The following is a 24,275-nucleotide window of genomic DNA, read 5'->3' on the forward strand; positions in this document are numbered from 1 at the left end:
GTGTCTCCTCAAAGTATGTGGGGGGCAATGCGTTCGGCAATCAGTTCGATGGACCGCAGCGTGTCGCGATGCGTAGGTTCGACCGAATGGACCTGGAATGAGATATCCGTGGCGCGCCTGAGAATGGAATCAGCATTCAGCGAATGCAGCACCGTATCGGGCGAACCAATATGCGCATCAAACTGACGGCGATATTCTGTGACACTGTCACCTTTAACCGTGTGCCCGGCAGCGCGATGCTGCTGGGCTTGTTTTATGAGACCCGGCGTCGCGACCTTGAGAGCATAGTCGTCGCTGTCGGCGACGAACGCCGTACGGGAGGCCAGGATACGCGGGGCGATGCCCGCAGGCAGCGCATCGAGGTAGGCATCCACAATCGGGTACTGGATCTCGTCGAGCGTTAGATCCAGCCGATCTGCCGGGCGCGGCTGCGTGCGGGAGAGCATTAAACCGTGTCCGGCCTGCGCGGCGCGAACGGCACCGTCAACGGAGAAGGTGGCAATCCAGATACGGTCAGCAAGCTGTGGCGCAGGCGGGTAAAGATGGTTATCCGGATGGGTCAGTGAATCCCCGCGCCAGGCGCTTTGAATCACATGCAAATGGTCGGCAAAGGCCGCGCCGCGCTCCTCAAACGTCAGGCCGAACGGCAGAAATGAGGTCGGTGTGCCGCCCGATCCAAAACCGACTTCAAGACGGCCATCGGCGAGTAAATCGAGCACGGCGGCATCTTCTGCGACGCGCAGCGGGTTTTCCATCGGCAGGGTAATGATGGCCGTGCCCAGGCGGATGGTTTCGGTATGCGCGGCGACGTGCGCCAGAAACAGCAGCGGCGACGGCAGGCCGCCTTCACTTTCGTGGAAGTGGTGCTGCGCGATCCAGGCGCTGTCAAAACCGTGGCGTTCGGCGTGGCGGATCTGTTCAGTTGCCAGACGATAGCGCTCCTTCGGCGTAGCGTCGTCAAGCAGGCGGGTGAAAAATCCCAGGCGTTTTCGCGTCATGCGAACTCCTCCGTAGCGGGTGAAAAATGGGGAATGGCGTCAATCAGCTCGCGGGTATAATCGTTCTGCGGCGACGCGAATAAGGTTCCGACGTCGCCCTGTTCGACCACCTGACCGCTGCGCAGCACCGTGACGCTGTGGGCGATCCGGCGCACGGTAGACAGATCGTGCGTGATGAAGAGGTAGGTCAATCCCAGCTGCTGCTGCAGCTGCTGAAGTAGAGCCAGGATCTGCGCCTGCACGGTGACGTCCAGCGCCGAGGTGGCTTCGTCCAGCACCAGAATGGTCGGCTCGAGGATCAGCGCCCGGGCGATGGCAACGCGCTGACGCTGTCCGCCTGAAAGTTCCCGGGCGGTGCGGCTCAGGAGTTCGACGGGCAGGGCAACCTTCTGCGCCACGGTCTCCACCTGGACCTTTCGCTCCGCTTTGCTCAGGCGAGAAAAATTCTTCAGTGGTTCTTCGATGATGTCAAACAGCGTCTGACGCGGGTCGAGAGAGGCAAACGGGTTCTGGTAGACAAACTGGATCTTCTGGCGCAGCTGACGGCGGGCCTCGCGGCTGAGCGCGGTGGCATCAATATCATCAATGATGACCTGCCCGCTGTCGGCCTGTTCAAAACCGAGCAAAATACGGGCGAGGGTGGTTTTCCCGGAGCCGGATTCACCCACCAGCGCATGCGTACTGCCGCGCCTGACGTCAAACGTCACCCGATCCAGCGCCTGAAGCTGATGACCTTTGCCCAGAGAGAATTGTTTGCTGATGGCGCGGGCGCGAATGGCTGGTGACGCGAGCGGGCGGCCTGCCACCGGGGCGATGGTCAGGCGCTGACCCTGGAGATCGCTCAACAGCTGGCGGGTGTAGGCGTGCTGCGGCGTGCGTACGATATCGGTAGTGTTGCCATGCTCCTGAACCTCGCCATCGCGAAAGACCAGCAGCCTGTCCGCGCGCTGTGCGGCCAGCGCCAGATCGTGGGTGACAAACAGAACGGCGGTACCCGATTCCCGGCGCAGGATATCCAGCAGATCGAGAATGCGTTTTTGCACTGTCACATCCAGCGCGCTGGTGGGCTCATCGGCAACGATCACATCCGGGCGCAGGGCAATGGCGATGGCAATCAACACGCGCTGTTTCATCCCGCCGGAGAGCTGGTGGGGGTACTGCGTCATGCGCTCTTCGGGGTGGCTCAGGCCGACCTTTGTCAGCAGGGCGAGCACCTGCTCGTCGCGCTGGGCGCGGGTCACTTTCTGGTGTAGCTGAATAATTTCTCCGACCTGCGCGCCGATGGTTTTCACCGGGTTGAGCGAATTACCCGGATCCTGCGGAACCAGGCTAATTCGCGCCCCGCGGAGGGTATCGAGACGCTTAGCGGACCATCGGCTAATCTCCTCGCCGTTGAGCGATATTTTTCCCGCATCGCGCCGGGCATTGTCAGCCAGCAGACCAATGATCGCCTGTGCCGTGGTCGTTTTGCCGGATCCTGATTCGCCGACAAACGCCAGCATTTCCCCTCGCCCGAGCGTGAAGCTGACGTTATGCACCACCTCTCGCCACTGGCGCGCGGTACGGTAGCTGATCGTCAAATTTTCCACTGAGAGAACGGTCATTAGCGACCTCCGCTGAACTGTTGGCTGATACGGTTGGTGGCCAGCACCACGGCGATGACGACGACGCCGGGGAAGGTGGTGAGCCACCAGGCGGTAGAGAGATAGTTACGGCCTTCGGCAATCAGTAAGCCCCATTCCGGCACGGGCGGCGGGGTGCCGTAGCCGAGAAAGCTCAGCGTGGAGAGCGCCAGGATGGCCTGACCAAACTGCAGCGTGGCAAAGGCCAGAACGGCGGTTAAGGCGTTGGGCAGGATGTGTCGCCACAGCACGGCGAAAAACGTCCCGCCGCTGCCAAACGCCGCCTCGACGTAATTCGTGTGCCGGATGCGCACGACTTCACCGCGCGCGAGGCGGGCGAAGCTGGCAATAGAGGCCACGCCGACGGCAATCGCGGCGTTAACGGTGCCAAACCCGAGCAGAATAATCACCGTCAGCGAGAGCAGCAGAGACGGGATGGACAGCAGCACGTCGACGAAACGCATCAGCAGAGACTCGACGCGTCCGGCGAACGCCCCGGCAACCACCCCTAAGCCGGTACCGACCACCAGACCCATCGTCACGGCGGCCAGCGCCGCGCTCAGGGAGTGTGATGCACCGTAGACAATACGCGTGTAAACATCGCGGCCAAGCTGATCGGTGCCGAGCCAGTGTCCCGCCTGCGGCGCCAGGCGTTGTGCCCCAGCGATGCCCTCAATCGGGCTGTAGTGGGTTAACAGACCTGGTGCCACGGCGGCAAAAGCGGCGAGAATAATCACCCCCCATGCCAGCCACAGTCCCGGTTGCCATTCCACGCCCTGCCAGGCTGGAACGCGTTTTCGCGCGGCGGCAGCGTAATCGACCAGACTCATGATGCACCTCCGGTAACGGTTTGCAGACGGGGATCCAGCAGCGGCATCAGCAGATCCACCAGCAGATTGATCAGGACAAAACCGAGGGCGGAAATCATCACGACCGCCTGAAGTACGGCGATATCCTGGTTATTCACCGCCTGCTGGGTCAGCTGTCCGAGCCCGCTGCGGCCAAAAACGGTTTCCGTGATCAGCGCCCCGGCAATCAGCTCGCCCAGCAGCAGCCCGGCAATGTTCAGGACCGGCAGCAGGGCGTTGCCGGTAACGTGACGCCACAGGACGGCGGTTTCACTCAGCCCTTTGGCACGGGCGACGGCGACAAACGGCTGCGTTGCCACCTGGTCCAGACTGCGCATCAGAATTTGTGCCAGCGGGGCGGAGATCGGGATCGCGACGGTCACGATCGGCAGGATCAGTCCCTGCAGCGGCGTCGGGTTAATCACCGGGATCAGCCGCAGCTGAAAAGAAAAGAGCTGGATAAATGCAATCCCCAGCCAGAACGTCGGTAAGGAGATAAACAGGACCGGCAGAGACTGGAGGGTATTACTCAGCCAGCGCAGACCCGGCAGACGCGATGCAAAGGCCAGCGCGAACGCCAGCAGGACCGCGAGTACAAACGCGGGCAGGGCGAGACTCAGGGTATCCGGCAGATTGCTGGCAATCAGCTCGCTGACCGGCACTCCGGCCTGTAGCGAATAGCCGAAATCCCCGCGCAGCATCGCCAGCAGCGTGTGGCCATATTGCTGCCACAGCGGGCTGTCCGCGCCGTAGGCCACGCGCATCTCCTCGATTTGCGCCGGGCTTAAGCCCAGGTCCGGGTTCTGAAATTTAATCAGCACCGCGTCGCCCGGCAGCACCTGGAGCAACACGAACGAGAGGGTAAAGGCGGCCCACAGTACCAGCAGCCCGTGCCCAAAGCGTTGAAGAAGTGCGTGGCGCATCGTCAGCTCCTCAGTGTTTCTCAATCCACGCGCCGTAGAACGACGGGCGGCCTACCGCTTCAAAATTGACGCCTTTCAGCCACGGCGCACCGGCAAAGACCTGCGGCTCTTCGAAAATCGGAATGACGTAGGCGTTATCCAGCAGGTAGCGCTGGGCGTCCCCCGCCAGCTGCAGGCGTTTTTGCGGATCGACCTCAGCCGAAATGTTCACCAGCAGTTCATTCAGCTTGTCGTCACGGAAGTTTTTGACCTTGTCGCTGGATCCGCCTTTTTGAAGCAGCGCGTCGCGGTTAGCCGGGTAGAACATGCTTTTCACCACGTCAGGATCGGCGCGGCCTACTTCGGAGACGGTTAACGGGGTTTTCAGCGGGTCAAGGTTATCCAGCGTGCGGCTGCCTGCGTCACCGGCTTTGACGCTCAGCGCCACGCCCACCTGGCGCCACTGCTGAGCAACCAGCTGCAGCACCTCTTTGTTTTGCGGCTGCGGCAGGGATTCATACACCGTCAGTGCCAGACGTTGGCCGTCCTTGGCGCGGATCCCGTCGCCGCCTGCTTTCCAGCCCGCGTCGTCCAGCAGCTGGTTAGCTTTTGCCGGGTCAAAGGTCAATTTGTCACTGAGGTCGACAAAGCCTGCGGCGGAATCGGCAATCACTGACTTCGCCTGCGGATAGTTGGCCGAGAAGAGGGTCTCGACCACCTGTTTTGCATTGGTCGCATGCAGCAGCGCCTGGCGTACGCGAATATCAGAGACCAGCGGGTTATCCGGGCGGAAGCTGATGCTGTCATTCACCCCGCGCGTCGGGGCGGCGTAGATCTTATAGCCCTGGTCTGTCGCCTGCTTTTCATCATACGCCTGCACCTGGCGTATAAAGTCGGCCTGACCGGCCAGCAGGGCGCCCACGCGCACGCTGTCTTCCTGGGTCACAATAAACTTGATGCCATCAAGATTGGCTGGCCCCTGTTGCGCCAGATTTTTGGGGCCCCACTGATAGTCTTTGCGCGCTTCGAGCGTCACTTCACGGCCCAGCTTCTCGTCCTTTACCACAAACGGGCCGGAGCCAATGATATGGCGGGCATCCCCCAGCTCTTCGAAATTGCGCTTCAGCGTGCTGAGCGAAACCAGACCCGAGCCAATGGTGGCGGTGCCCTGCAGGAACCCCGGCGACGGTTTTTTGAAGTAGAACTTCACGGTCAGCGGGTCGATGACTTCGCTACGATCGTAGTTATTGATCACTTCTGACACCGGCAGGCGCTGCGCCTTATTGCCTAAACCGTAGGTATCAAAATTTTTCGCCACGGCGTTCGCGTCCAGCGGCGTGCCGTCGGAGAAGGTGATGCCGGGACGAAGCTTAAAGGTGTATTCGGTTTTATCGGCGTTGGTGGTCCAGCTTTCTGCCACCCAGGGTTCCACCTGCAGCGTCTTTGGGTTCTGCCACGTCAGTTTGTCGGTGATTTGATTCAGAATGCCGCCGTTCGGGTAAAAGCCACCGGCAGGCGGATAGAGGTTGGTGTGCGCCTGTTGCTCCAGATAAATCAGCGTGCCGCCTTTGACGGGCGCATCTGCTGCCCAGGCTGCGGTTGTCGCCAGAATCAGCGCCGTCAGCAGCGGCAGACGAAATGGGGTTTGCATGGTGAATTCCTTTGTTATCTTCTTGTTAGCGTCGGATTCATCATCGGGCGCGGGGGAAAACAAGGGAACAAAGGAATTAAGATAAGGATTGCCGGAAAATGGCTATAAAAAAACCGCTCCAGTGAGGAGCGGTGATGAATGGTGGACGATTATGAACGTAAGTCGATCACCATACGGCCACGGATCTGGCCCTGTTCCATCTCTTTAAAGATGGCGTTGATGTCCTCGATTGGGCGCATCGTGACTTTCGGCACCACCTTACCTTCAGCGGCGAACTGGAAGGCTTCCTGCAGATCCTGACGGGTGCCGACCAGCGAACCCACTACCTGAATGCCGTCCAGCACCAGACGCGGAATGTCGAGGCTCATCGCTTCCGGCGGCAGGCCAACCGCGACCACGCGGCCACCGGCACGCACGGCATCAACGGCTGAGTTAAATGCGGCTTTTGCGACGGCAGTGACGACTGCGGCATGCGCGCCGCCGGTTTTTTCCTGCACGATTTTCGCGGCATCTTCGCTGCGGGAGTTGATGGTTAAATCCGCACCCATGCTGGCCGCCAGCTTCAGCTGTTCGTCGTTAACGTCAAGGGCGATGACTTTGGCGTTAAAGACGTTTTTGGCGTACTGCAGCGCGAGGTTGCCCAGCCCGCCCAGACCATAGATTGCAATCCACTGGCCCGGTTTGATGCCCGAGACCTTCACCGCTTTGTAGGTGGTCACGCCGGCGCAGGTGATGCTGCTGGCCGCCGCCGAATCCAGGCCGTCCGGCACTTTTACCGCGTAATCCGCGGTGACGATGCACTCTTCCGCCATCCCGCCGTCAACGGAGTAACCGGCATTTTTCACATCGCGGCACAGTGTTTCGTTGCCGGTATTACAGTATTCGCAGTGACCGCAGCCTTCAAAAAACCAGGCTACGCTTGTGCGGTCGCCGACTTTCAGCGACTTCACGCCAGGGCCGACTTCTTTTACGATACCAATCCCTTCGTGGCCCAGGATAACCCCGGTTTTATCGCCGAAATCACCGTTCTTCACGTGGAGATCGGTATGGCATACGCCACAGCACTCCATCTTCAGCAGGGCTTCCCCGTGCTTTAGCGGGCGTAAGGTTTTTTCGGTGACGTTGACCTGATGATCCTGAGTGACAACAGCAGCCTTCATGTGTATCTCCTTGTTCATGATAAGAATCTGCATAGCAGGGTAATACCCCTTAAGGATTAATACATTAGCCTGGTAATGCAAGGCTGCGGCAACATAATGTCATCATTTAATTCGTTTTCAGATTAAGAAAAGGGTGTTCCTCTAATAATTTAGGGGGAAACTACTGGCCCGACGAGAGAGCCTCGCCGGGCGCAGCGTTACAGCTGTGCTTCTATCTCCTCAATCTCTTTACGCCATTGTGCCTGCAGCTGCGGCTTTTGATGCTTCGGCTTACGCGCCAGATCGTCTTCCAGCAGCGTTTCCAGCGCGACCAGCCGTTCGAGCAGATCGTCATACGGCGAGGATTGAACCGTCTCCGCATCCATGACTGGCGCGGCGGTGGTCACCAGACCCGCGCTTTCACGCAGGCGCTCAAACACCGCTTCTGCATCGTGCCACTCGCTCAGCTTTCCCTCTTCAATCAGCCAGAAACGGTTGCAGCTTTGGCTAATTAACTGACGGTCATGGCTGACCAGCAGCACGCCGCCTTCGAACTGCTGAAGGGTTTGTGCCAGCGCCTCTTTGCCTTCCATGTCGAGGTGGTTGGTCGGCTCATCCAGCATCAGCAGGCTATAGCGGGCAAGCGTCAGGCCTACGAACAGCAGGCGCGAGCGTTCGCCACCGCTGAGCGTGCTGACCGTTTGCCCGTGACGCGCCCACGGGAAACCCGCGCTTATCAGCGCCATTTTGCGGTTCTGCGGATCCGGCGCGAATGGCTCCAGCGCGTCGAGCAGCGTGGCGTCATCCGAAAGCTGATGAAGCGTCTGATCGTAATAGCCTGGCGATACGCGCGGATGGATTTTCAACCCGCTGTCTGCGGGCTCATCGGCAAACTGTTGCCAGATAAGCCTCATCAGCGACGATTTGCCGCAGCCGTTACGACCGACAATCGCCACGCGATCGCCGCTTTTCAGCCGCGCCATGTCGATGTTAAACAGCGGCGGTAGCCCCGGCGCAGGCGGGACGCTGAGGTTTTCCATCTCAAGCAGACGGTCTGCCCGCAGCGCGTCTCCTCGCAGGGTTAACGTCCACGGGCTGCCTGCCGTGAGCGCCGTCTGGCTCTCCTTCAGCCGTTCGACCTGCTTTTCCATCTGTTTGGCTTTGCGGGCCAGGTCTTCGTTGTCGTAAACCTTGCCCCAGGTCGCCAGCCGCTTCGCGCTGGCGGTCACACGATCGATCTCCTTTTGCTCCGCCTTGTGGCGCTGCGCATCGCTTTCATCCTTGGCTTCAAGCGCCTTGCGGGCGGCCGTGCAGGGAAGGGCGAAGTAGTGCAGCGTTTTATCGCGCAGGATCCAGCTGCCGTTGGTGACGGCGTCCAGCAGCTGTCGGTCATGGGAGACCAGCACGAAGCTGCCTGACCAGTTCTGCAGAAAGTGTTCCAGCCAGAGCATGGTCGGCAGGTCCAGGTGGTTGCTGGGTTCATCAAGCAGGAGCAGATCCGGCTCGTGAATCAGCGCCCGCGCCAGCAGCAGGCGGGTGTGTTGCCCGCCGCTTAGCGTAGCGGATTGCAGCATCATATCCTGCGGCGTGAAGCCCATGCTCGCCAGCAGCGTTTCGGCTTTCCAGCGCAGGCTATCGCGCTCGGCTAAAGGCAGCTGTGCGAGTACGGCATCCAGCATGGTCAGCGGGAAAATGGCATCCGGGAGATGTTGCTCCACGCGCGCCATCAGGCAGTGTCCGGCCAGCGCTACCGTTCCGGAGGCGGGGGAGTCAGTGCCGTCCAGCACCTTCAGCAGCGTGCTTTTTCCGCAGCCGTTGTCGCCCAGCAGGCCAATGCGGTCGCCTTTTTTCAGCGTAAAGGAGAGTGAGTCGAAGAGCGTGCCAAACGCCGTATCAACGCGTAAAGATTGTGCAGTGAGTAAAGTGCTCATTGTTGCTTACCCAAGAGTTACAGGCATGTTTATGCCTCGTCAAACATCGCTGACGATAACTCAGTAAGCCCGAGAGAAGGGATTTCAGGGGTTGGTGTCTTCGCTCAAGCCGAAGTTATCGCAGCACGATACCGATAACGCTTGAGCTGGTGCGATCACCAAATGTATGTGAAACATTGAAAATTTCACGATACAGCATAATTGGCCTCCTTATATATTCAGTAGGTTAATGGATGAAGGGAGTGTAGCGGGGGAAAAGGGGTTTGGCTAGTGGGTATTCGATGGCGCGGTCTGTTGCCCTCACCCTAACCCTCTCCCACAGGGAGAGGGAAAACATCATGCCCGTAGGCCCGGTAAGCGAAGCGCCACCGGGCGATTGGGCCGTACCGCGTCTCCCACAGGGAGAGGAAACGGTCAAAGCGGTTTAAATCGAGGTACGGCGATAGCTGCGGTATTCAGGCTTCCAGAAGTTGTCGTCGATGGCCTGCTGCAGCGCGTCGGCAGAGGTTTTCACCGCCACGCCCTGTTGCTGCGCCATTTTACCTACCGCAAACGCGATGGCGCGCGACACCTTGTGAATGTCTTTCAGCTCCGGCAGCACCAGCCCTTCACCGTTGTTGACCAGCGGCGAGTAGCCCGCGAGGGTTTCGCTCGCCGACATCAACATCTCATCGGTAATGCGGGACGCGCCGGACGCGATCACGCCCAGACCAATGCCCGGGAAGATGTACGAGTTGTTGCACTGGGCAATCGGATAGGTTTTATCCTTCCACACCACCGGATCGAACGGACTGCCGGTCGCAACCAGCGCGTTACCTTCGGTCCAGGCGATGATGTCCTGCGGCGTCGCTTCCACGCGGGAGGTCGGGTTGGAAAGCGGCATCACGATAGGGCGCTCGCAGTGCTTGTGCATCTCGCGAATGATCTCTTCGGTAAAGAGACCGGTTTGCCCGGAAACGCCGATCAGAATATCCGGCTTCACGTTGCGCACTACGTCCAGCAGGGAAAGGACTTCGTTGTCGGTATCCCAGTTTTTCAGGTTCTCACGTTTCTGCACCAGCTTGGTCTGGAACGGCAGCAGGTTTGGCATGCCGTCGGTCAGCAGGCCGAAACGGTCAACCATAAAGACGCGGGAGCGGGCCAGCTCTTCGCTCAAGCCTTCACGCTGCGTCTGGGCGATAATCTGCTCGGCGATACCGCAGCCCGCAGAGCCTGCACCCAGGAAGACGATTTTCTGGTAGCTCAGCTGGCTGCCGGCTGCACGGCTGGCGGCGATAAGCGTACCCACGGTCACGGATGCGGTGCCCTGGATGTCGTCGTTAAAGGAGCAGATCTCATCGCGATAGCGGTTCAGCAGCGGCATCGCGTTTTTCTGCGCAAAGTCTTCAAACTGCAGCAGCACGTCCGGCCAGCGGTGCTTCACGGCCTGGATGAAATCGTCGACAAACTGATAGTACTCGTCGTCGGTAATGCGCGGATGGCGCCAGCCCATATAGAGCGGATCGTTGAGCAGCTGCTGGTTGTTGGTGCCGACGTCCAGCACCACCGGCAGGGTATACGCCGGGCTGATGCCGCCGCAGGCGGTGTAGAGCGAGAGTTTACCGATTGGGATCCCCATCCCGCCAATGCCCTGGTCGCCGAGGCCGAGAATACGTTCGCCGTCGGTCACCACAATCACTTTGATATTGTGGTTAGGCACGTTCTGCAGAATATCGTCCATGTTGTGACGATTCTGATAAGAGATGAATACCCCGCGAGAGCGACGGTAGATCTCTGAGAAACGCTCGCAGGCCGCACCCACCGTCGGGGTGTAGATCACCGGCATCATCTCTTCGAGATGGTTCTGCACCAGGCGATAGAAGAGGGTTTCATTGGTGTCCTGAATGTTACGCAGGTAGATGTGCTTGTCGATTTCAGTTTTGAAACCCTGATACTGGATCCACGCGCGCTCCGCCTGTTCTTCAATGGTCTCAACCACTTCCGGCAGCAGACCAAGCAGGTTAAAGCTGCTGCGCTCTTCCATGCTGAAGGCGCTGCCTTTGTTGAGCAGGGGGAATTCGAGTAAAACCGGTCCGGCGTATGGGATGTATAAGGAACGATGTTTTTTCAGTTTGTTGTCCATGTCACTCACTCTTTTTATGAAGATCCGTCCCTGACACTGCTGTTTGTCATCTTTCTGGCCTGTGCGCTGGGGTGCGGTCAGGCGGTATTATAAAGGAGCTAAATATTAATTACCGCAACACATAAACAAAAACACCATCGGGATTACCGATGGTGTTCTGGATCTCAGTCTGGAACTTACTTGCCCGCGTGGCGTTTTCTGCCGGTGGCGTGAGTGACCTGCGTTTCATGGTCGCCTTCAATCACCACTTTACGCTGATTGGAAAGCTTATAGTTCAGTCCCAGAATATGGCGTGCCTGACGGTTCGATTTCATGTTAACTCCTCAATCCTGTTGATAGTTTTAAGGACCAGTTTGCTTACGCAAACGAAATGTAACCCCTTAGGTTGCTGATCCAGCTTAGCAGGTTTTTACAAAGGTGCGTTTTGCCCGCTGACGACGTAGTTAATGGTCTGCTGGTAGATGTCACTGAGGATGTCATTATCCGTGGATTCCACCCACTTGGTGAGTTCCATCAAAATGTCATCTTCAGTCACAGCACCGTGCTCGGCGTGAAGACCCTGCGCAATCGCGTTAACGAGTTCAGGTTGTGCTGCTGTGGTATTAGCCGGGTAATAAGTAAACATGCTGCCTCCGTGTCGTTGTCTGTTTAATGGTACGGCTCGCAAAAAATTTAATTCACAAACAGAATGGCAAATATTTTCCCGGTTGTGGTTCAGATTCATCTTAGAAATAAAAATGACATAAGTGCATGCTTTTATGCGCTTTTAAACGGTGTGGCTATATCGACGGGTAACGGCGGGGATATTTTGGCGGTGCTCCTGCTATCACGGAAATATAGCAGGAGCTGTTTTTAAATTACCACTTCATTTCGCCGGTATTCACCTTCGCGCTTAATTCCAGCGAGCTCTCTTCCGCCAGGCCCGGATACTGTTTTTTCAGGGTGCTGATGACGCCTGCTGAATCTTTGTGCGCGGATAAGGCCTTGTCAAAGCGCTGCAGATAGTCGCGGGTAAAATCAATCGCGCCAGTCCCGGCGGGTGGCGTGCCAAGATAGTGGCCCGGGATCACGCGTTCTGGCTTGTGCGCGGCCATAGCCTGCAGAGTGTCCTGCCACTGCTTACGACTTTCCGGGGTCTGGGTGTCTGCCGTCCAGACGTGAATGCCCCAGGCTACCCCAGTGCCGCCGAGGATCGTTTTCGCGGACGGGATCCACACATAGGCCGCGTAGCTGTCCGGCTGCTCGATATCGACCTTTTCCCCGTCAACCATGAACGTGGTGGAGGCAAGCACCTGCGGGACGACCAGCTCCGTTGGCGCGCCGTCCTTCATCTGCGGGCCCCAGTAGGCGAGCTTGGCGTCTTTGGTGGCTTTGATGTGGTCAACCACATGCTGCGTGGCCACCACTTTGGCATTCGGGAAGGCTTCGACCAGCGGCTGCAGGCCAAAATAGAAATCCGGATCGCCGGAGGTGATCACAATCTTATTCAGGGTTTTACCGCTGCGGCGAATTTTCTCTACCAGCGCTTCGCCATCCTTCACGCTGAACTGCGCGTCAAACAGCACCGCCTCTTTCGGGCCGGAAACCAGCGTGGAGGAGACCGGGAAAATGCCTTTTTCCTGCGGGTTATAGGTATCAATGGTCAACGGCGCGGCAAAAACAGCCGGCGTGATAAGGGTGGAAAGCAGGGCAAGGTGAGTGAGTTTCATGCTGTTGTCTCTGTTGTTCAGTAATGTGTCTATTGTACGGATATTCGCATTTGCCAGAATTCCTGAAACAAGACATGCTTAGTTTCATAAATCGAGCAAATGGAGCTTTTATGGATCGCGTTATCGCCGCTCAGGTTTACAACCGGATATGCGAGCTGGGAAGTTTGAGCGCGGCGGCCCGCGCGTTGGGCATTTCCCGACCGATGGTGAGTCGCTACCTTGAACAAATGGAGAAGTGGGCGGGAACGCGGCTGGTAAACCGCTCCACGCGCAAGCTGACGCTGACCGCAGCAGGGGAAAAGGTGCTGCAAAAAACGCGGACGCTCTCGCAAATTTCGCAGGAAATTGAAGGTCAGTCGGAGAAAGACTTGCCGTCCGGCACGCTGCGGGTGGCCTGCGCGCACTTTACCGCCATGCACCTGATTGCGCCGGTCCTGCCCGGCCTGCTCTCGCGTTACCCGCAGCTGCGCATTGAGCTGGACGTGAATAACCACCCGGTCAGCCTGGTGGGAGAGCGCATTGACGTCGCCGTGCGCATTACCGACAACCCTGAACCCGGCATGATCGCCCGCCGGCTGGGGGAGTGTCGGTCGGTGCTCTGCGCCTCGCCGGACTATCTTGCACAGCACGGTACCCCCGTCAGCCCCGAAGAATTAGCGCAGCACAACTGCCTGCACTACAGCTTTTTCGCCGGGCAGTCCTGGCACTTCCTGACGCCGGAAGGGGAAAGCCTGAGCGTGGCCGTCAGCGGCAACCTGAGCGCCAGCATCTCTTCGCTGCTGATGGACGCGGCTATTAAGCACTGCGGTATCGCCATGCTGCCGGAGCGCGAAGCCTCTGCCGCGCTGGAACAGGGATTACTGGTGCCGGTGCTGGAGGCGCTTGAGCCGAAACCGCTTGCCATCCATGGCATTTATCAGTCCCGGGAATACCAGCCTGCCGCGCTGCGCGTGTTCCTCGACGAACTGTCGCGCTACCTGGCATAAGAAGGGATTACTTCGCCTTTAGCCAGGGAGATGCCGTGCTCCAGAAAATAATATCGGCACCGAGATAACTTTCGCCGAAGCGGACAAATTCCGCTTTGGTGAACGGTTTTCCGGTCTGTGGATCCTTATAGGTCAGGGTCGGTTCCTGAACCGCCATGGCGATGAGCGGTAGCGTCTGTTTATTTTTATGGAAGAAGGGATAGGCATTCTTCATGTGCGCCTTGCGGTTGGGAACAATGTCTGGCCCGCCCAGACCGACATTGTTGGCGCTGGCATACGCAAACAGACGCCCCATGTAGTTGTGGTCATTATCCCATTCGCACGGCCAGAAGTTCACGTATTGCACCACGTGTGATTTCTGAAAAGCCTTTCGTGCAAAGGCCAGGTTTTCCATTTCACCCGCGAAATAGCTGTCGCAGGTAAACCCGGCGGGGGGATTTTTTTCGTCGATATCAATGGCGGTTTCGGGCAGGTTTACCCCATACACCTCGCCATCAAAGCGCTTCGCGAGGGCGGCCAGCAGCGCCTGATAGCGCTCGCGCACGGCAGGATCCCACTGACGCGCCACCCATCCTGAACCGACTGGCTTGCCTTCGCCGGGGTTATCGAACTGCGGCGCAATCCCGCCGCCATATCGCTTATCGTGCATCAGATAGTCCGGCACGTAGCGGGCGTCCGGCTCAAAGAAACGATCCTGGATTTGAATAAAGAGCTTTTTTCGGGCGGACTTAACGCGCGCCAGATCCTGTTCAATCCGCGAGAAGTCATAGCTGTCCTTCTCGGGTTCCAGCAGGCGCCAGTTGTAAACGATCTGCACGCCGCCGATATCGCTTCGAGCAACAAGCGGGAACGCCGCGTCGAGATCGCCCGAGCTAGTATAGATAAAGTCCTCCGGCGTTTTCGCCAGTGAAGAGAGCGACAGAGCCAGCGTGGTTAGGGCAACGGCCATCCTGATTTTTAGCGCCATATCATTATCCTTTTTGTCGGTACAGCAGGTGAAAGTCCTGGAATTGTCTGTGTTCCAGGGTGGGCCAGATGCGTAGTCTATACTTAACCCTTTGTAAGCCAAAAGGAGAGCAAGAATGACTATTCATAAGCACGGTTCGGCACACTGGTCTGGCGACATTAAGCGCGGAAAAGGAACGGTTTCCACAGAGAGCGGCGTTCTCAATCAACAGCCTTATGGTTTCAATACCCGCTTTGAGGGTGAAAAGGGGACCAACCCCGAAGAGCTGATTGGCGCGGCACATGCGGCCTGCTTCTCAATGGCGCTGTCGCTGATGCTCGGGGAAGCGGGCTATACCGCCGACTCCATTGATACTACGGCGGACGTCTCTCTGGATAAAACCGACGGCGGCTTTGCCATCACTAAGGTTGCCCTGAAAAGCAAGGTGACCGTTCCAGGCATCGCCCCCCAGCAGTTCGATGGCATTATTCAGAAAGCAAAAGCGGGCTGTCCGGTATCACAGCTCCTGAAAGCCGAGATTACCCTGGACTATAAGCTTAACTAAGCCCCAGCCGGGTTCGCGCCCGGCTACCCCTTCAGCGCGGCGGGGAACACCCCCGCCAGCCAGGCGATAAAGACCTTCAGTCTGTGCGTCAAATGCCGGTTCTGCGGGTAAACCACATGAAACGGATAGGCGGCAGGGCGCCAGTCGCCCAGGATCGCCGTCAGCGTTCCCGCCTGCAAATATGACTTTGCGGAATACTCAAAGGTCTGAACGATCCCCAGCCCCGCCGCGGCAGCCGCCAGATGGGCATTACTTTCATTGACGCCGAAATAGTGCGGAATAGTAATCTCCAGCGCCTCGCCGTTCTGCCGGAAGCGAAACGGAAATGCCCGTCCGGTGACGGGAGAGAGATAGCTAATGAGCTTGTGGCCGTTGCACAGCTCCTGCGGATAGGCCGGGACGCCATGATTTTTCAGGTAACCGGGCGTCGCGCAGGTGACCATTTCGGCGTTACCGAGATGACGGGCGATCAGGGTCGAGTCGTCCAGCGGCCCGCCGCGGATCACACAGTCTACGTTACCGCTGATGAGATCGACCGGCCGGTCGGCCACGCCAAGGTCGATGCGGATATCCGGATAGCGCCGCATAAATTCCGGAAGTAGGGGGATGAGCACGTCCCGGGCGGTGGAGCCGCCCACGTCAACCCGCAAATGCCCTTTTGGCGTCGCGCGGGAAACGCGAAACGAGGTGTCGATGTCTTCGATATCAATCAGCACTCTGAGCGCTTTTTCATAGTATTCCATCCCTTCAGGCGTCGCGACCACCCGGCGAGTCGTCCGGTGCAGGAGACGTATCTCCAGGTGCGACTCTAGCGATTTAACCAGCTTGCTCAGCGTGGCGATCGGCATATTCAGCGAGTCCGCCGCGCGGGTAAAACTGCCTGACTCCACGACCCGCGTAAAAGCGCGCATCGCCATGAGCTGGTCCATGATGACCTCTGATTATTTCTGTAGGTGAATAGTCATTTTCTTTTTTGCCTGTTTTTCACTAATGGCGCAAGGGCTAAAGTTTGTCCAACGCAAACCCAACAAAAGGTAAATGACATGAACACGACTCTCTCAGGAAAAATCGCACTGGTCACCGGCGGCAGCACCGGTATTGGTCTTGCCACGGCGCAGGAGCTGGCGGCTCAGGGTGCGAAGGTATATATCACCGGGCGTCGCCAGGCCGAGCTGGACGCGGCGGTGGCTGAAATTGCTTCAACCGCGGTAGGCATTCGCGCGGACGTCTCTAAGCTTGCCGATCTGGATGAGGTCTATGCCCGGATAGCCAAAGAAGAAGGCCGTCTTGATATCCTGTTCGCCAACGCCGGTGGCGGCGATATGCTGCCGCTGGGCGCGATCACCGAAGAGCAGTTTGACCGTATTTTCGGCACCAACGTTCGCGGTGTGCTGTTTACGGTGCAGAAGGCGCTGCCTCTGCTCTCCGCCGGATCGTCGATTATTCTGACCGGCTCGACGGTGTCCATTAAAGGAACGGCCAACTTCAGCGTCTACAGCGCCAGTAAGGCCGCCGTGCGCAACTTTGCCCGCTCCTGGGCGCTGGATTTGCAGGGCCGCGGGATCCGCGTCAACGTGGTGAGCCCGGGCCCGATCAAAACGCCAGGCCTCGGCGATCTGGTGCCGGAAGAACACCGTCAGGGGCTGTACGACGCGCTGGCCGCGCAGGTACCGCTGGGGCGTTTAGGCGCGCCGGGTGAGGTGGGTAAAGCGGTGGCGTTTCTGGCCTCCGACGCGGCCAGCTTTATCAACGCCACCGAGCTGTTCGTGGACGGCGGGATGGCACAAATCTAATCCAGACTGCGCCAGCAGCGGACGTTACGGCCCTCGCGTGAGGGCTGTAACGGCTGGGGTCGCTCACACCCCTGCGTTGCCATCGGACAACGGTCGCGGAAAAAACAGCCTTCGGGCAGATGACGGTTGCCGGGAAGCTCCGTTTTGCGCAAGGCCAGATTTTCATCCAGCGGTTCACCTGTGCGGGGAACCGAGTCGAGCAACAGACGGGTATAGGGATGGCGCGGCTCGCCAAGCACCTGACCGGCGCTGCCCAGCTCCACAATCTGCCCGAGGTACATCACCGCCACCCGGTCGCTCATGTGTCTGACCACCGAGACGTTATGCGAAATTAACACGTAGGTCAGATTACGCTGCTGCTGCAGGTTCACCAGCAGGTTGAGGATTTGCGCCTGCACGGAGATATCCAGCGCGCTGGTGGGTTCATCAAGCACGATAATATCGGGGTCGGACGAGAGCGCCCGGGCGATGGCGATGCGCTGGCGCTGCCCGCCGGAGAAGGCGTGCGGAAGCCTGTCGAGGTATTCCGGGCGAATGCCAACCTGCAGCGCCAGTTCCTCCGCAAGTTGACGACGCACGCGCTCGCTGCTGCGTTTCTGCACCCACACCGGCTCGGTGATGATGCGCCAGACCGGCAATCGCGGGTCGAGGGAGGAGAGCGGATCCTGAAACACCATCTGCATGCCGCCCGCGTGGTGCGCCCGCTGGCATGCCCCGGTGCTGGGCTTAAGCATGCCCATCAGCAGCTGGGCCAGCGTGCTTTTCCCGCAGCCGGATTCCCCGACAATGCCCAGCGTTTCCCCCCGACGGATCTGAAGATCGAGCCCGTTGAGAGCATGGACCTGTTCCGTTACGCGCCCCAGCCAGTTTTTACGCGCCGCAAAGTTCACGTGCACGCTATCCAGTTCCAGCAGTACATCAGACATGGTGTTTCTCCCGTTGTGGATACCAGCAGGCAGCCTGTTGGCCTTCTGCCCCATTGGGCTGTAAGCGCGGCGTTTCGCTGCATTTCGCCCCGGCGGCAAAGCAGCGCTCGCGGAAGGCGCAACCCTGCGGAAGCTGGCTGAGGTTGGGCACCGTACCGGGGATGGCGGGAAGCAGGTCGCGCGGCTGGCCGTTTTCCGGGGCGCACTGCAGCAGGCCTATGGAATAGGGATGCACTGGGCGGTGGATCAGCGTTTGCGTGGCACCGCTCTCGATCACGCTGCCCGCATACATCACGTACATTCTGTCGCAAAGCTGCGACACCACGGCCATATCATGGCTGATAAACAGCACCGAGGTACCGCTGGCCCGCGCCTTATGCTTCAGCAAGCGCAGCACCTGGAGCTGGACGGTAACGTCCAGCGCGGTGGTCGGCTCGTCGGCGATGATCAGCTCCGGCTCGCAGGAGAAGGCAAGGGCGATCATCACCCGCTGGCGCATACCTCCTGACAGTTCAAACGGATAACGTTCCATGACCTGCTTCGCGTCCGGGATTTGCATCTCTTCCAGCAGGGTAATCGCCTTCTGCTGCGCCTCGCGCCGCGAAAGCGGCTGATGCTGGCGGATCACCTCCACCATCTGTTTGCCAATCCGCCGCGTCGGGTTGAGGGCGGTCATCGGCTCCTGAAAAATCATCGCCACTCGGGCTCCGCGCCACTGGCGAAGCTGCTTCTCGGACGCCGTCAGGACGTTTTCGCCGAGTAATTTCACCTGACCGTGGTGAATGCGGTAGCTCCCTTCCGGCAGCAGGCGCATGGCGAGCATGGCGGTCACGGATTTACCGGAACCGGATTCGCCCACCACGCCGACAATTTCGCCCCTGCCGATCTCCAGCGAGACGTGATTAAGCGCGTGAACCTCACCGCGAAAAATCGGGAAGCTCAGGTGCAGGTCTTCAATACGTAATACCGGTTCGGTCATCACTGTTTTCCTCCTGACTTCGGATCCAGCAGATCGCGGATACCGTCGCCAAACAGGTTAAAGCCCACGGCGGTAATTAAAATCGCCGCACCGGGAAAGGCGCAGTACCACCACTGGTCCAGGACGTAGTTACGGCCCACGGCCACCATCGCCCCCCATTCGGCGGTGGGCTGCTGCGCGCCCAGGCCAATAAACCCCAGCGTGGCGGCCATCAGAATGGCGCTACCGATATCCAGCGAAGCTTGCACAATCAGCGGAGGCAGGGCGTTGCGCAGAATATGCCAGCGGATCAAATGCCAGCGGGACGCGCCAAACGTGCGGGCGGCCTGAACGTAGGTAAACTGGCGCACCACCAGGGTTTGCCCGCGCGCCAGGCGGACGTAAAACGGGATGCGGACAATCGCAATCGCCAGCATGGCGTTAAACAGGCTCGGACCGAGCGCGGCGGCCAGCGCCATGGTCAGCACCAGGGAGGGAATCGAGAGCATAATGTCCATCACCCGCATGATGATGGCGTCGCCGCGCCCGCCCAGCACGCCGGACAAACAGCCCAGCAGTGAGCCAATGCCGCCCGCAATCACCACGACCGCCAGCCCGGCGGTAATCGACTGCTGGCTGCCCGTCAGCACGCGGCTGAACAGGTCTCGTCCTACCTCATCGGTACCAAACCAGTGTTGCGCAGACGGCGCCTGCAGGCGGGCGGTAAGATCCAGCGCGTTCGGGTCATGCGGCACAATCCACGGCGAAGCCACCATCAGAAAGAGCATCGCAATCATAATGACGCCGCCAACGATCGTGAGCGGGCTTTGACGCAGCATCCAGAACAGCTTTGCCCAGTTGATGCGTTGTCTGGCGGTTTTAACCGTGACGGGCGTTTCCTGCGTTAACATCATTCGGCACCTCCGCGCCCGATTCGCGGGTCAATCCACAGGTAAAGCAGATCGACCACCAGATTAACCAGCACGTAGGCCAGCGAAACGACGACGGCAAAGCCCATTACGGCAGGGAAATCGAGCGCCTGGATGGATGTCACCACCCAGGCGCCCATGCCCGGCCAGGCAAAGACGGTTTCGGTCAGCACGGCGCCGTAAAGCAGATCGCCCAGCGCCAGCCCGAGCACGGTAATGGACGGGATCATGGCATTGGGCAGGGCGTAGCGCAGGACGATGTACCAGCCGGGCAGGCCGCTGGCGCGCGCGGTGCGGATGTAGTCCTCGCTAAGCTGCTCCAGCATCGCCGAGCGAACCTGCCGCGCCACAATCCCCAGGTGAACAAACGCCAGCGTCAGCGAGGGTAAAATCAGGTGCTGAAGCGCATTGAAAAAGACCTCACCGTTGCCCTCCAGCAGCGCGTCCAGCAGATAAAACCCGGTGACGTGCGTCGGCGGATCGAGCCAGTCGTCCAGCCTGCCGCCGCCCGGCAGAATCTGCAGGTGCCCGTAGAACAGCACAATCACGCCCAGCCCAAGCCAGAAGGCAGGCGTGGAGATCCCGGTCATCGCCATTAAACGCACCAGGTGATCCAGCCAGCGGTTGCGGTACACTGCCGATAAAATCCCCAGCGGCACGCCGATGACCAGCGCCAGCAGCAGAGAGCAAAAGGCCAGCTCCAGCGTGGCGGGGAAAAAGGCCTTCAGATCTTCGGCGACCGGACGCCCGGTACGGATGGACGTGCCTAAATCACCGTGCGCCAGAGCGTCCACGTAGCGGCCAAACTGTATATACAGCGGCCGATCCAGCCCTAGCTGCTGGCGGATGTTCTGCACGATTTCGTCGCTGGCGCGATCGCCGGCCAGCAGACGGGCCGGGTCGCCGGGGATCAGGTGTGAAATAATAAAGGTGATAATACAGACACCGGCCACCACCAGGATTAACCCCCAGCAGCGCTGGCGCACGATGCTCCAGAACGTCATACGCTTTCCCCCGGCGAGAACCGTTATTTGCTCATGGTGGCGATGTTGAACACCTGCTCGAGCATCGGATTAAATGTGAAGCCTTTGACCTCTTTGTTCATCGCCAGCTGGTAGTTCTTCTGGAACAGATAAACGTAGGCCGCCTCGTCGATGACCACCTTTTGCGCCTGCTGGTAATCTTTGGTGCGTTCCGCCTGATCGGTCGTTTTCAGCGCGGCCTGCAGCAGGGAATCAACCTCTTTGTTCTCATAGAACGAACGGTTGCCCGGCAGCCCTTTTTTGTCCGATTCGAACCAGTAGTTCATGAACATGTACGGGTCGGCAAAGTCCGGGCTCCAGTTGCCGATGGCAATGTCGTAATCGCCTTTGCCGACACGGTCGCGCATGGTGGCATTAGCCAGTTTTTCCAGCTTGACGTTAATGCCGATCTTGCCGAGGCTGGCCTGAGTGGAAAGGGCGATCGGCTCCCAGTTCGGATCGTTATCCGAATAGAGGAAGGTCAGGCTGGCGGGTTTGTCTTTGACCTTCTCCAGCGCCGCTTTGGCTTTGGCCTCATCGAAGCTGTACTGCATTGCCGTGGCGTCAAAGCCCCACATGCCTTCCGGGATTGGGCCGCGCATCTGCTTGCCATTGCCGCTCAGAATGCCTTTCACCATCCCCTGGTAATCCGTCGCCCAGGAGATGGCCCGGCGTAAATCCACCTGATTGAGCGGCGCTTTACTGTTGTTGAGATAGAGGTAAGTCACGCGCAGGGACGGGTATTCCGCAACGGCGACTTTGCCTTCCTGCTTCAGGGCCGCAAGCTGATCGACCGGCAGGGCGTCGGCAATGTCCAGATCGCCGCGGGAAAGCTGCAATCGGCGCGAGGCGCTTTCACCGATAATTTTCACCGAGACGCGCTTAAAGTGTGGCTTCTCACCCTGCCAGTGGGGGTTAGGCACCAGGATCAGCTGCTGGCCTTTCTGCCAGCTTTTGAGCATAAACGGCCCGGAACCGGCGGTGTTTTGCGCCAGAAAACCGCGCGCATCGTCCGCCGCATTGGCCTTCAGCACCGCCGGGTTAATGATGGACGCCCCGTCGTTTGCCAGCGTATACAGGAAAGGCGCGAACGGCTGGCTGAGGGTGAACTTCACCGTATGGTCATCGACGGCATCAATTTTCAGGTCTTTCGGGAAGGCTTCAGACGGCCCCTGGCTGAGCTTCAGCAGGCGTTCAAAAGAGAGTTTTACCGCTTCAGCGGTGACCGGCGTGCCGTCGGAAAATTTCGCGTTATCCGCCAGGGTAAAGGTCCACTCTTTCTGGTCATCGGACGCCTTCCAGCCCGTCGACAGATCGCCTTCCACCTCGGTAGAGCCCGGCTTGTACTTGACCAGACGCTGGTAGGACGGATAGGTCACGGTCCAGTCGTTGTTATCAATGGTGATGGCAGGATCGAGCGTTTGCGGGTCGGCGGCTTTGCCGATCGCCAGCATGTCTTTCGGCACGGCAGCCAGCGCCAGCGGTGCGCTCAGGGCCAGCGTGGCGGCGATCAGAGTCGAGACAAGCGATGTTTTCATGGCAGTGCTCCAGGTTTAAAGAGGGGTGTGCGTCAGGGGAAAACAGGCAAAACGGTCGTCAAGCAGCGGGTAGCTGGCGGCGTTCGGCAGTTCGAAGTGCCACCATTCGCTGCTGATACCGACAAAACCGCCGCCAAACATGATGGCGTTCAACAGCAGACGGTTGCGCTGGGCGTGCGGCGGCACGGAGGGGTGATACGGATGCGATCGGTCATGCATTTCGTCAAAACCGGCACCCATATCCAGCACGGCGTTATGTTCATCCATCAGGGTGACGTCGATGGCCGTGCCGCGGCTGTGGTTGGAGCCTATTGCCACGTCAACCACGTATTCCGGGTTCGGGCAGGCATCCCACAGCTGGGCCTGTGCCTGCTGCGGGCGATAGGCGTCGTACACCACCAGCTTCAGTCCGGCCAGCGAGGCAATGCTGATGGCTTTTGCCAGCGCGGTGGCGGCATCGGTATGCAGCAGGCACAGCGCCTCCTGATAGATCGGCCGGCCGGTGATGTTGTCGGCGGTGGCGTACTTCAGATCGATATGCAGCGTGGGAAACGTCTTCGCCACATCGATCAGTTCACTCTCTTCGGGCATAGCTCCGCTCCTTTAGCGTTCGAATTGTCCAAACTCTTGTTGTAATTGTCGGTTGACCGCCAGTCGTGCCGGGAGCGCGTCACCCAGCGCTTCCACTACGCCCGACAGCAGCAGGTTGAACAGACAGCTTACGGGGGCAAGCGAATCCCAGAAATGACCGGTATCGGTTTTCACCTGCAGTAAATCAATCGGGTAATCCCGCGCCCACGGGCACCAGATGTCGGTGATTAAGGCCAGCGGAATGCCTTTCTCGCTGGCAACGCGGCAGTACTGGCGGGCCATTGAGGAGTAGGTGCGCGTGTCTGTCAGCACAACGTACGGGTGCGAAAACCCCGAGTTCAGGGATTCTACCCAGCTGCCGGACGCCCCCTCCGAATAGCTCACCCGCGGTCGGAGGTACTCAAGGTGGCTGAAGAAGGCGTTGGCAATCCCGCGCGTGGACTGGATCCCCAGCACAAACACCGCGTCCGCGTGGGCGAGGTTGTGCACCACCTGACGGAAGGCGTCCGTTTGCGCCAGCTGGTACACCTGCGTGATGGCATCCACTTCCAGCGACAGGGCGTGCTGAAGGCGGCTGGAAAGGGGGAGCTGCTGCTGCCAGGAGTCCAGCCGCTCGTTCATGCCCCAGGGCTGATACGGATCGCGCAGGCTCTTTTTGGCATCTTCCAGGTTGCGATACCCCAGCTTGCGCAGGAAGCGTCCGACGGTAATTCCGCTGGTCCCGCTCGCCTGACCGACGCTCTCAGCCGTTTCAAACGGGATTTGCGCGGCGTGCGCCAGCAGCCAGCTCCCGACCCGCTTTTCGCTGGGCGTGAGCTGGCTGAACGTCGCTTCGATACGGCTTAACATCTCAGGTTTCGTCGTCATACCGCCTCGCTGTTAACAGGCTGTCAATGGCTGAGTTTGTGTTATCTGATTAACAATGCATGACGCGTGCCATGTTCACAGGGCGGGTTAAACCCGCTGTGCAGTAAACTTCATGCAATAATTGTTTAACCAATGCTCAACATTTGTGCAGCGTAGTTCACTTTTGGTGCACTGTCTGACGCGGCAGGTATGAATTTGGTGAATCCGTCAGTCCGTTCACATTTTTGATAAG

General features: G+C 59.1%; 23 protein-coding genes. 3 read left to right on the forward strand and 20 right to left on the reverse strand.

Features of this window, described 5'->3' with window-relative positions; genetic code table 11:
- Window positions 1–8 precede the first annotated feature (8 nt).
- The 11 genes from NQ230_RS11130 to NQ230_RS11180 form a co-directional block, all read right to left on the reverse strand.
- The gene (locus NQ230_RS11130; protein ID WP_257261220.1) at window positions 9–998 is read right to left on the reverse strand and encodes a putative FMN-dependent luciferase-like monooxygenase; all 990 of its coding nucleotides are present in this window, start codon (window positions 996–998) and stop codon (window positions 9–11) included.
- A complete protein-coding gene (locus tag NQ230_RS11135) occupies window positions 995–2,602 on the reverse strand; it encodes a dipeptide ABC transporter ATP-binding protein (RefSeq protein WP_257261221.1) in 1,608 nt (535 codons plus the stop codon). Before NQ230_RS11135 ends, NQ230_RS11130 begins: the two co-directional genes overlap by 4 nt.
- A complete protein-coding gene (locus NQ230_RS11140) occupies window positions 2,602–3,450 on the reverse strand; it encodes an ABC transporter permease (RefSeq protein ID WP_257261223.1) in 849 nt (282 codons plus the stop codon). The genes NQ230_RS11135 and NQ230_RS11140 overlap by 1 nt, the downstream gene beginning before the upstream one ends.
- Window positions 3,447–4,391 (reverse strand): ABC transporter permease, encoded by a 945-nt coding sequence (locus NQ230_RS11145; RefSeq protein WP_257261226.1) that lies wholly within the window; start codon window positions 4,389–4,391, stop codon window positions 3,447–3,449. Before NQ230_RS11145 ends, NQ230_RS11140 begins: the two co-directional genes overlap by 4 nt.
- A 10-nt stretch (window positions 4,392–4,401) precedes the next feature.
- Entirely contained in the window at window positions 4,402–6,021 is a 1,620-nt protein-coding gene (locus NQ230_RS11150; RefSeq protein ID WP_257261229.1) for a TIGR04028 family ABC transporter substrate-binding protein, read from the reverse strand.
- A 149-nt stretch (window positions 6,022–6,170) separates the two neighbouring features.
- Window positions 6,171–7,181, reverse strand: a complete 1,011-nt coding sequence (adhP, locus tag NQ230_RS11155) for an alcohol dehydrogenase AdhP (RefSeq protein WP_213820989.1) — start codon at window positions 7,179–7,181, stop codon at window positions 6,171–6,173.
- Window positions 7,182–7,378: 197 nt separating this feature from the next.
- The gene (locus NQ230_RS11160; RefSeq protein WP_257261231.1) at window positions 7,379–9,091 is read right to left on the reverse strand and encodes an ABC-F family ATP-binding cassette domain-containing protein; all 1,713 of its coding nucleotides are present in this window, start codon (window positions 9,089–9,091) and stop codon (window positions 7,379–7,381) included.
- A 424-nt stretch (window positions 9,092–9,515) separates the two neighbouring features.
- Complete coding sequence (locus tag NQ230_RS11165; protein WP_159514237.1) at window positions 9,516–11,213, reverse strand: NAD-dependent malic enzyme; 1,698 nt, start codon at window positions 11,211–11,213, stop codon at window positions 9,516–9,518.
- A 176-nt stretch (window positions 11,214–11,389) separates the two neighbouring features.
- Complete coding sequence (sra, locus tag NQ230_RS11170; protein WP_008501714.1) at window positions 11,390–11,527, reverse strand: stationary-phase-induced ribosome-associated protein; 138 nt, start codon at window positions 11,525–11,527, stop codon at window positions 11,390–11,392.
- A gap of 95 nt (window positions 11,528–11,622) precedes the next feature.
- Entirely contained in the window at window positions 11,623–11,838 is a 216-nt protein-coding gene (gene bdm / locus NQ230_RS11175; RefSeq protein ID WP_023335793.1) for a biofilm-dependent modulation protein, read from the reverse strand.
- Between the two features lie 232 nt (window positions 11,839–12,070).
- Entirely contained in the window at window positions 12,071–12,922 is an 852-nt protein-coding gene (locus NQ230_RS11180) for a Vmh family MBL fold metallo-hydrolase (RefSeq protein WP_257261233.1), read from the reverse strand.
- Window positions 12,923–13,032: 110 nt separating this feature from the next.
- On the opposite strand from NQ230_RS11180, the gene NQ230_RS11185 reads away from it, so the two are divergent.
- The gene (locus NQ230_RS11185; protein WP_063142709.1) at window positions 13,033–13,908 is read left to right on the forward strand and encodes a LysR family transcriptional regulator; all 876 of its coding nucleotides are present in this window, start codon (window positions 13,033–13,035) and stop codon (window positions 13,906–13,908) included.
- Between the two features lie 7 nt (window positions 13,909–13,915).
- Here the strand turns inward: NQ230_RS11185 and NQ230_RS11190 are convergent, their stop codons facing one another.
- Window positions 13,916–14,875 carry a hypothetical protein gene (locus NQ230_RS11190; protein WP_257261236.1) on the reverse strand — a complete coding sequence of 320 codons (960 nt, stop codon included), beginning with the start codon at window positions 14,873–14,875 and terminating at the stop codon, window positions 13,916–13,918.
- Between the two features lie 115 nt (window positions 14,876–14,990).
- Here NQ230_RS11190 and NQ230_RS11195 point away from each other — a divergent pair, with 115 nt between their 5' ends.
- Window positions 14,991–15,419 (forward strand): OsmC family protein, encoded by a 429-nt coding sequence (locus NQ230_RS11195; protein ID WP_023311893.1) that lies wholly within the window; start codon window positions 14,991–14,993, stop codon window positions 15,417–15,419.
- Between the two features lie 23 nt (window positions 15,420–15,442).
- Here the strand turns inward: NQ230_RS11195 and NQ230_RS11200 are convergent, their stop codons facing one another.
- Window positions 15,443–16,348: a LysR family transcriptional regulator gene (locus NQ230_RS11200; protein ID WP_121423805.1), complete on the reverse strand. Its 906-nt coding sequence runs from the start codon at window positions 16,346–16,348 to the stop codon at window positions 15,443–15,445.
- 114 nt (window positions 16,349–16,462) lie between these two features.
- On the opposite strand from NQ230_RS11200, the gene NQ230_RS11205 reads away from it, so the two are divergent.
- Window positions 16,463–17,212: an SDR family NAD(P)-dependent oxidoreductase gene (locus NQ230_RS11205; protein WP_008501706.1), complete on the forward strand. Its 750-nt coding sequence runs from the start codon at window positions 16,463–16,465 to the stop codon at window positions 17,210–17,212.
- Here the strand turns inward: NQ230_RS11205 and NQ230_RS11210 are convergent.
- From NQ230_RS11210 to NQ230_RS11240, 7 genes are read right to left on the reverse strand one after another with little or no spacing between them, the layout of a single operon-like run.
- Window positions 17,209–18,138 carry an oligopeptide/dipeptide ABC transporter ATP-binding protein gene (locus NQ230_RS11210; protein WP_257261241.1) on the reverse strand — a complete coding sequence of 310 codons (930 nt, stop codon included), beginning with the start codon at window positions 18,136–18,138 and terminating at the stop codon, window positions 17,209–17,211. The genes NQ230_RS11205 and NQ230_RS11210 overlap by 4 nt on opposite strands.
- A complete protein-coding gene (locus NQ230_RS11215; protein ID WP_121423802.1) occupies window positions 18,131–19,117 on the reverse strand; it encodes an ABC transporter ATP-binding protein in 987 nt (328 codons plus the stop codon). Before NQ230_RS11215 ends, NQ230_RS11210 begins: the two co-directional genes overlap by 8 nt.
- Window positions 19,117–20,010 carry a D,D-dipeptide ABC transporter permease gene (gene ddpC / locus NQ230_RS11220; RefSeq protein ID WP_257261242.1) on the reverse strand — a complete coding sequence of 298 codons (894 nt, stop codon included), beginning with the start codon at window positions 20,008–20,010 and terminating at the stop codon, window positions 19,117–19,119. Before ddpC ends, NQ230_RS11215 begins: the two co-directional genes overlap by 1 nt.
- Window positions 20,007–21,029 (reverse strand): ABC transporter permease, encoded by a 1,023-nt coding sequence (locus tag NQ230_RS11225; protein WP_032656950.1) that lies wholly within the window; start codon window positions 21,027–21,029, stop codon window positions 20,007–20,009. The genes ddpC and NQ230_RS11225 overlap by 4 nt, the downstream gene beginning before the upstream one ends.
- Window positions 21,030–21,052: 23 nt before the next feature.
- Window positions 21,053–22,585 carry an ABC transporter substrate-binding protein gene (locus NQ230_RS11230; protein WP_257261246.1) on the reverse strand — a complete coding sequence of 511 codons (1,533 nt, stop codon included), beginning with the start codon at window positions 22,583–22,585 and terminating at the stop codon, window positions 21,053–21,055.
- Window positions 22,586–22,600: 15 nt separating this feature from the next.
- The gene (gene ddpX, locus NQ230_RS11235) at window positions 22,601–23,176 is read right to left on the reverse strand and encodes a D-alanyl-D-alanine dipeptidase (RefSeq protein WP_024909540.1); all 576 of its coding nucleotides are present in this window, start codon (window positions 23,174–23,176) and stop codon (window positions 22,601–22,603) included.
- 12 nt (window positions 23,177–23,188) lie between these two features.
- Window positions 23,189–24,043, reverse strand: a complete 855-nt coding sequence (locus NQ230_RS11240) for a MurR/RpiR family transcriptional regulator (RefSeq protein WP_159514228.1) — start codon at window positions 24,041–24,043, stop codon at window positions 23,189–23,191.
- Window positions 24,044–24,275: the final 232 nt, after the last annotated feature.

This window comes from Enterobacter asburiae, from assembly GCF_024599655.1.
In the GTDB taxonomy this organism is placed as follows: Bacteria; Pseudomonadota; Gammaproteobacteria; order Enterobacterales; family Enterobacteriaceae; genus Enterobacter; species Enterobacter asburiae_D.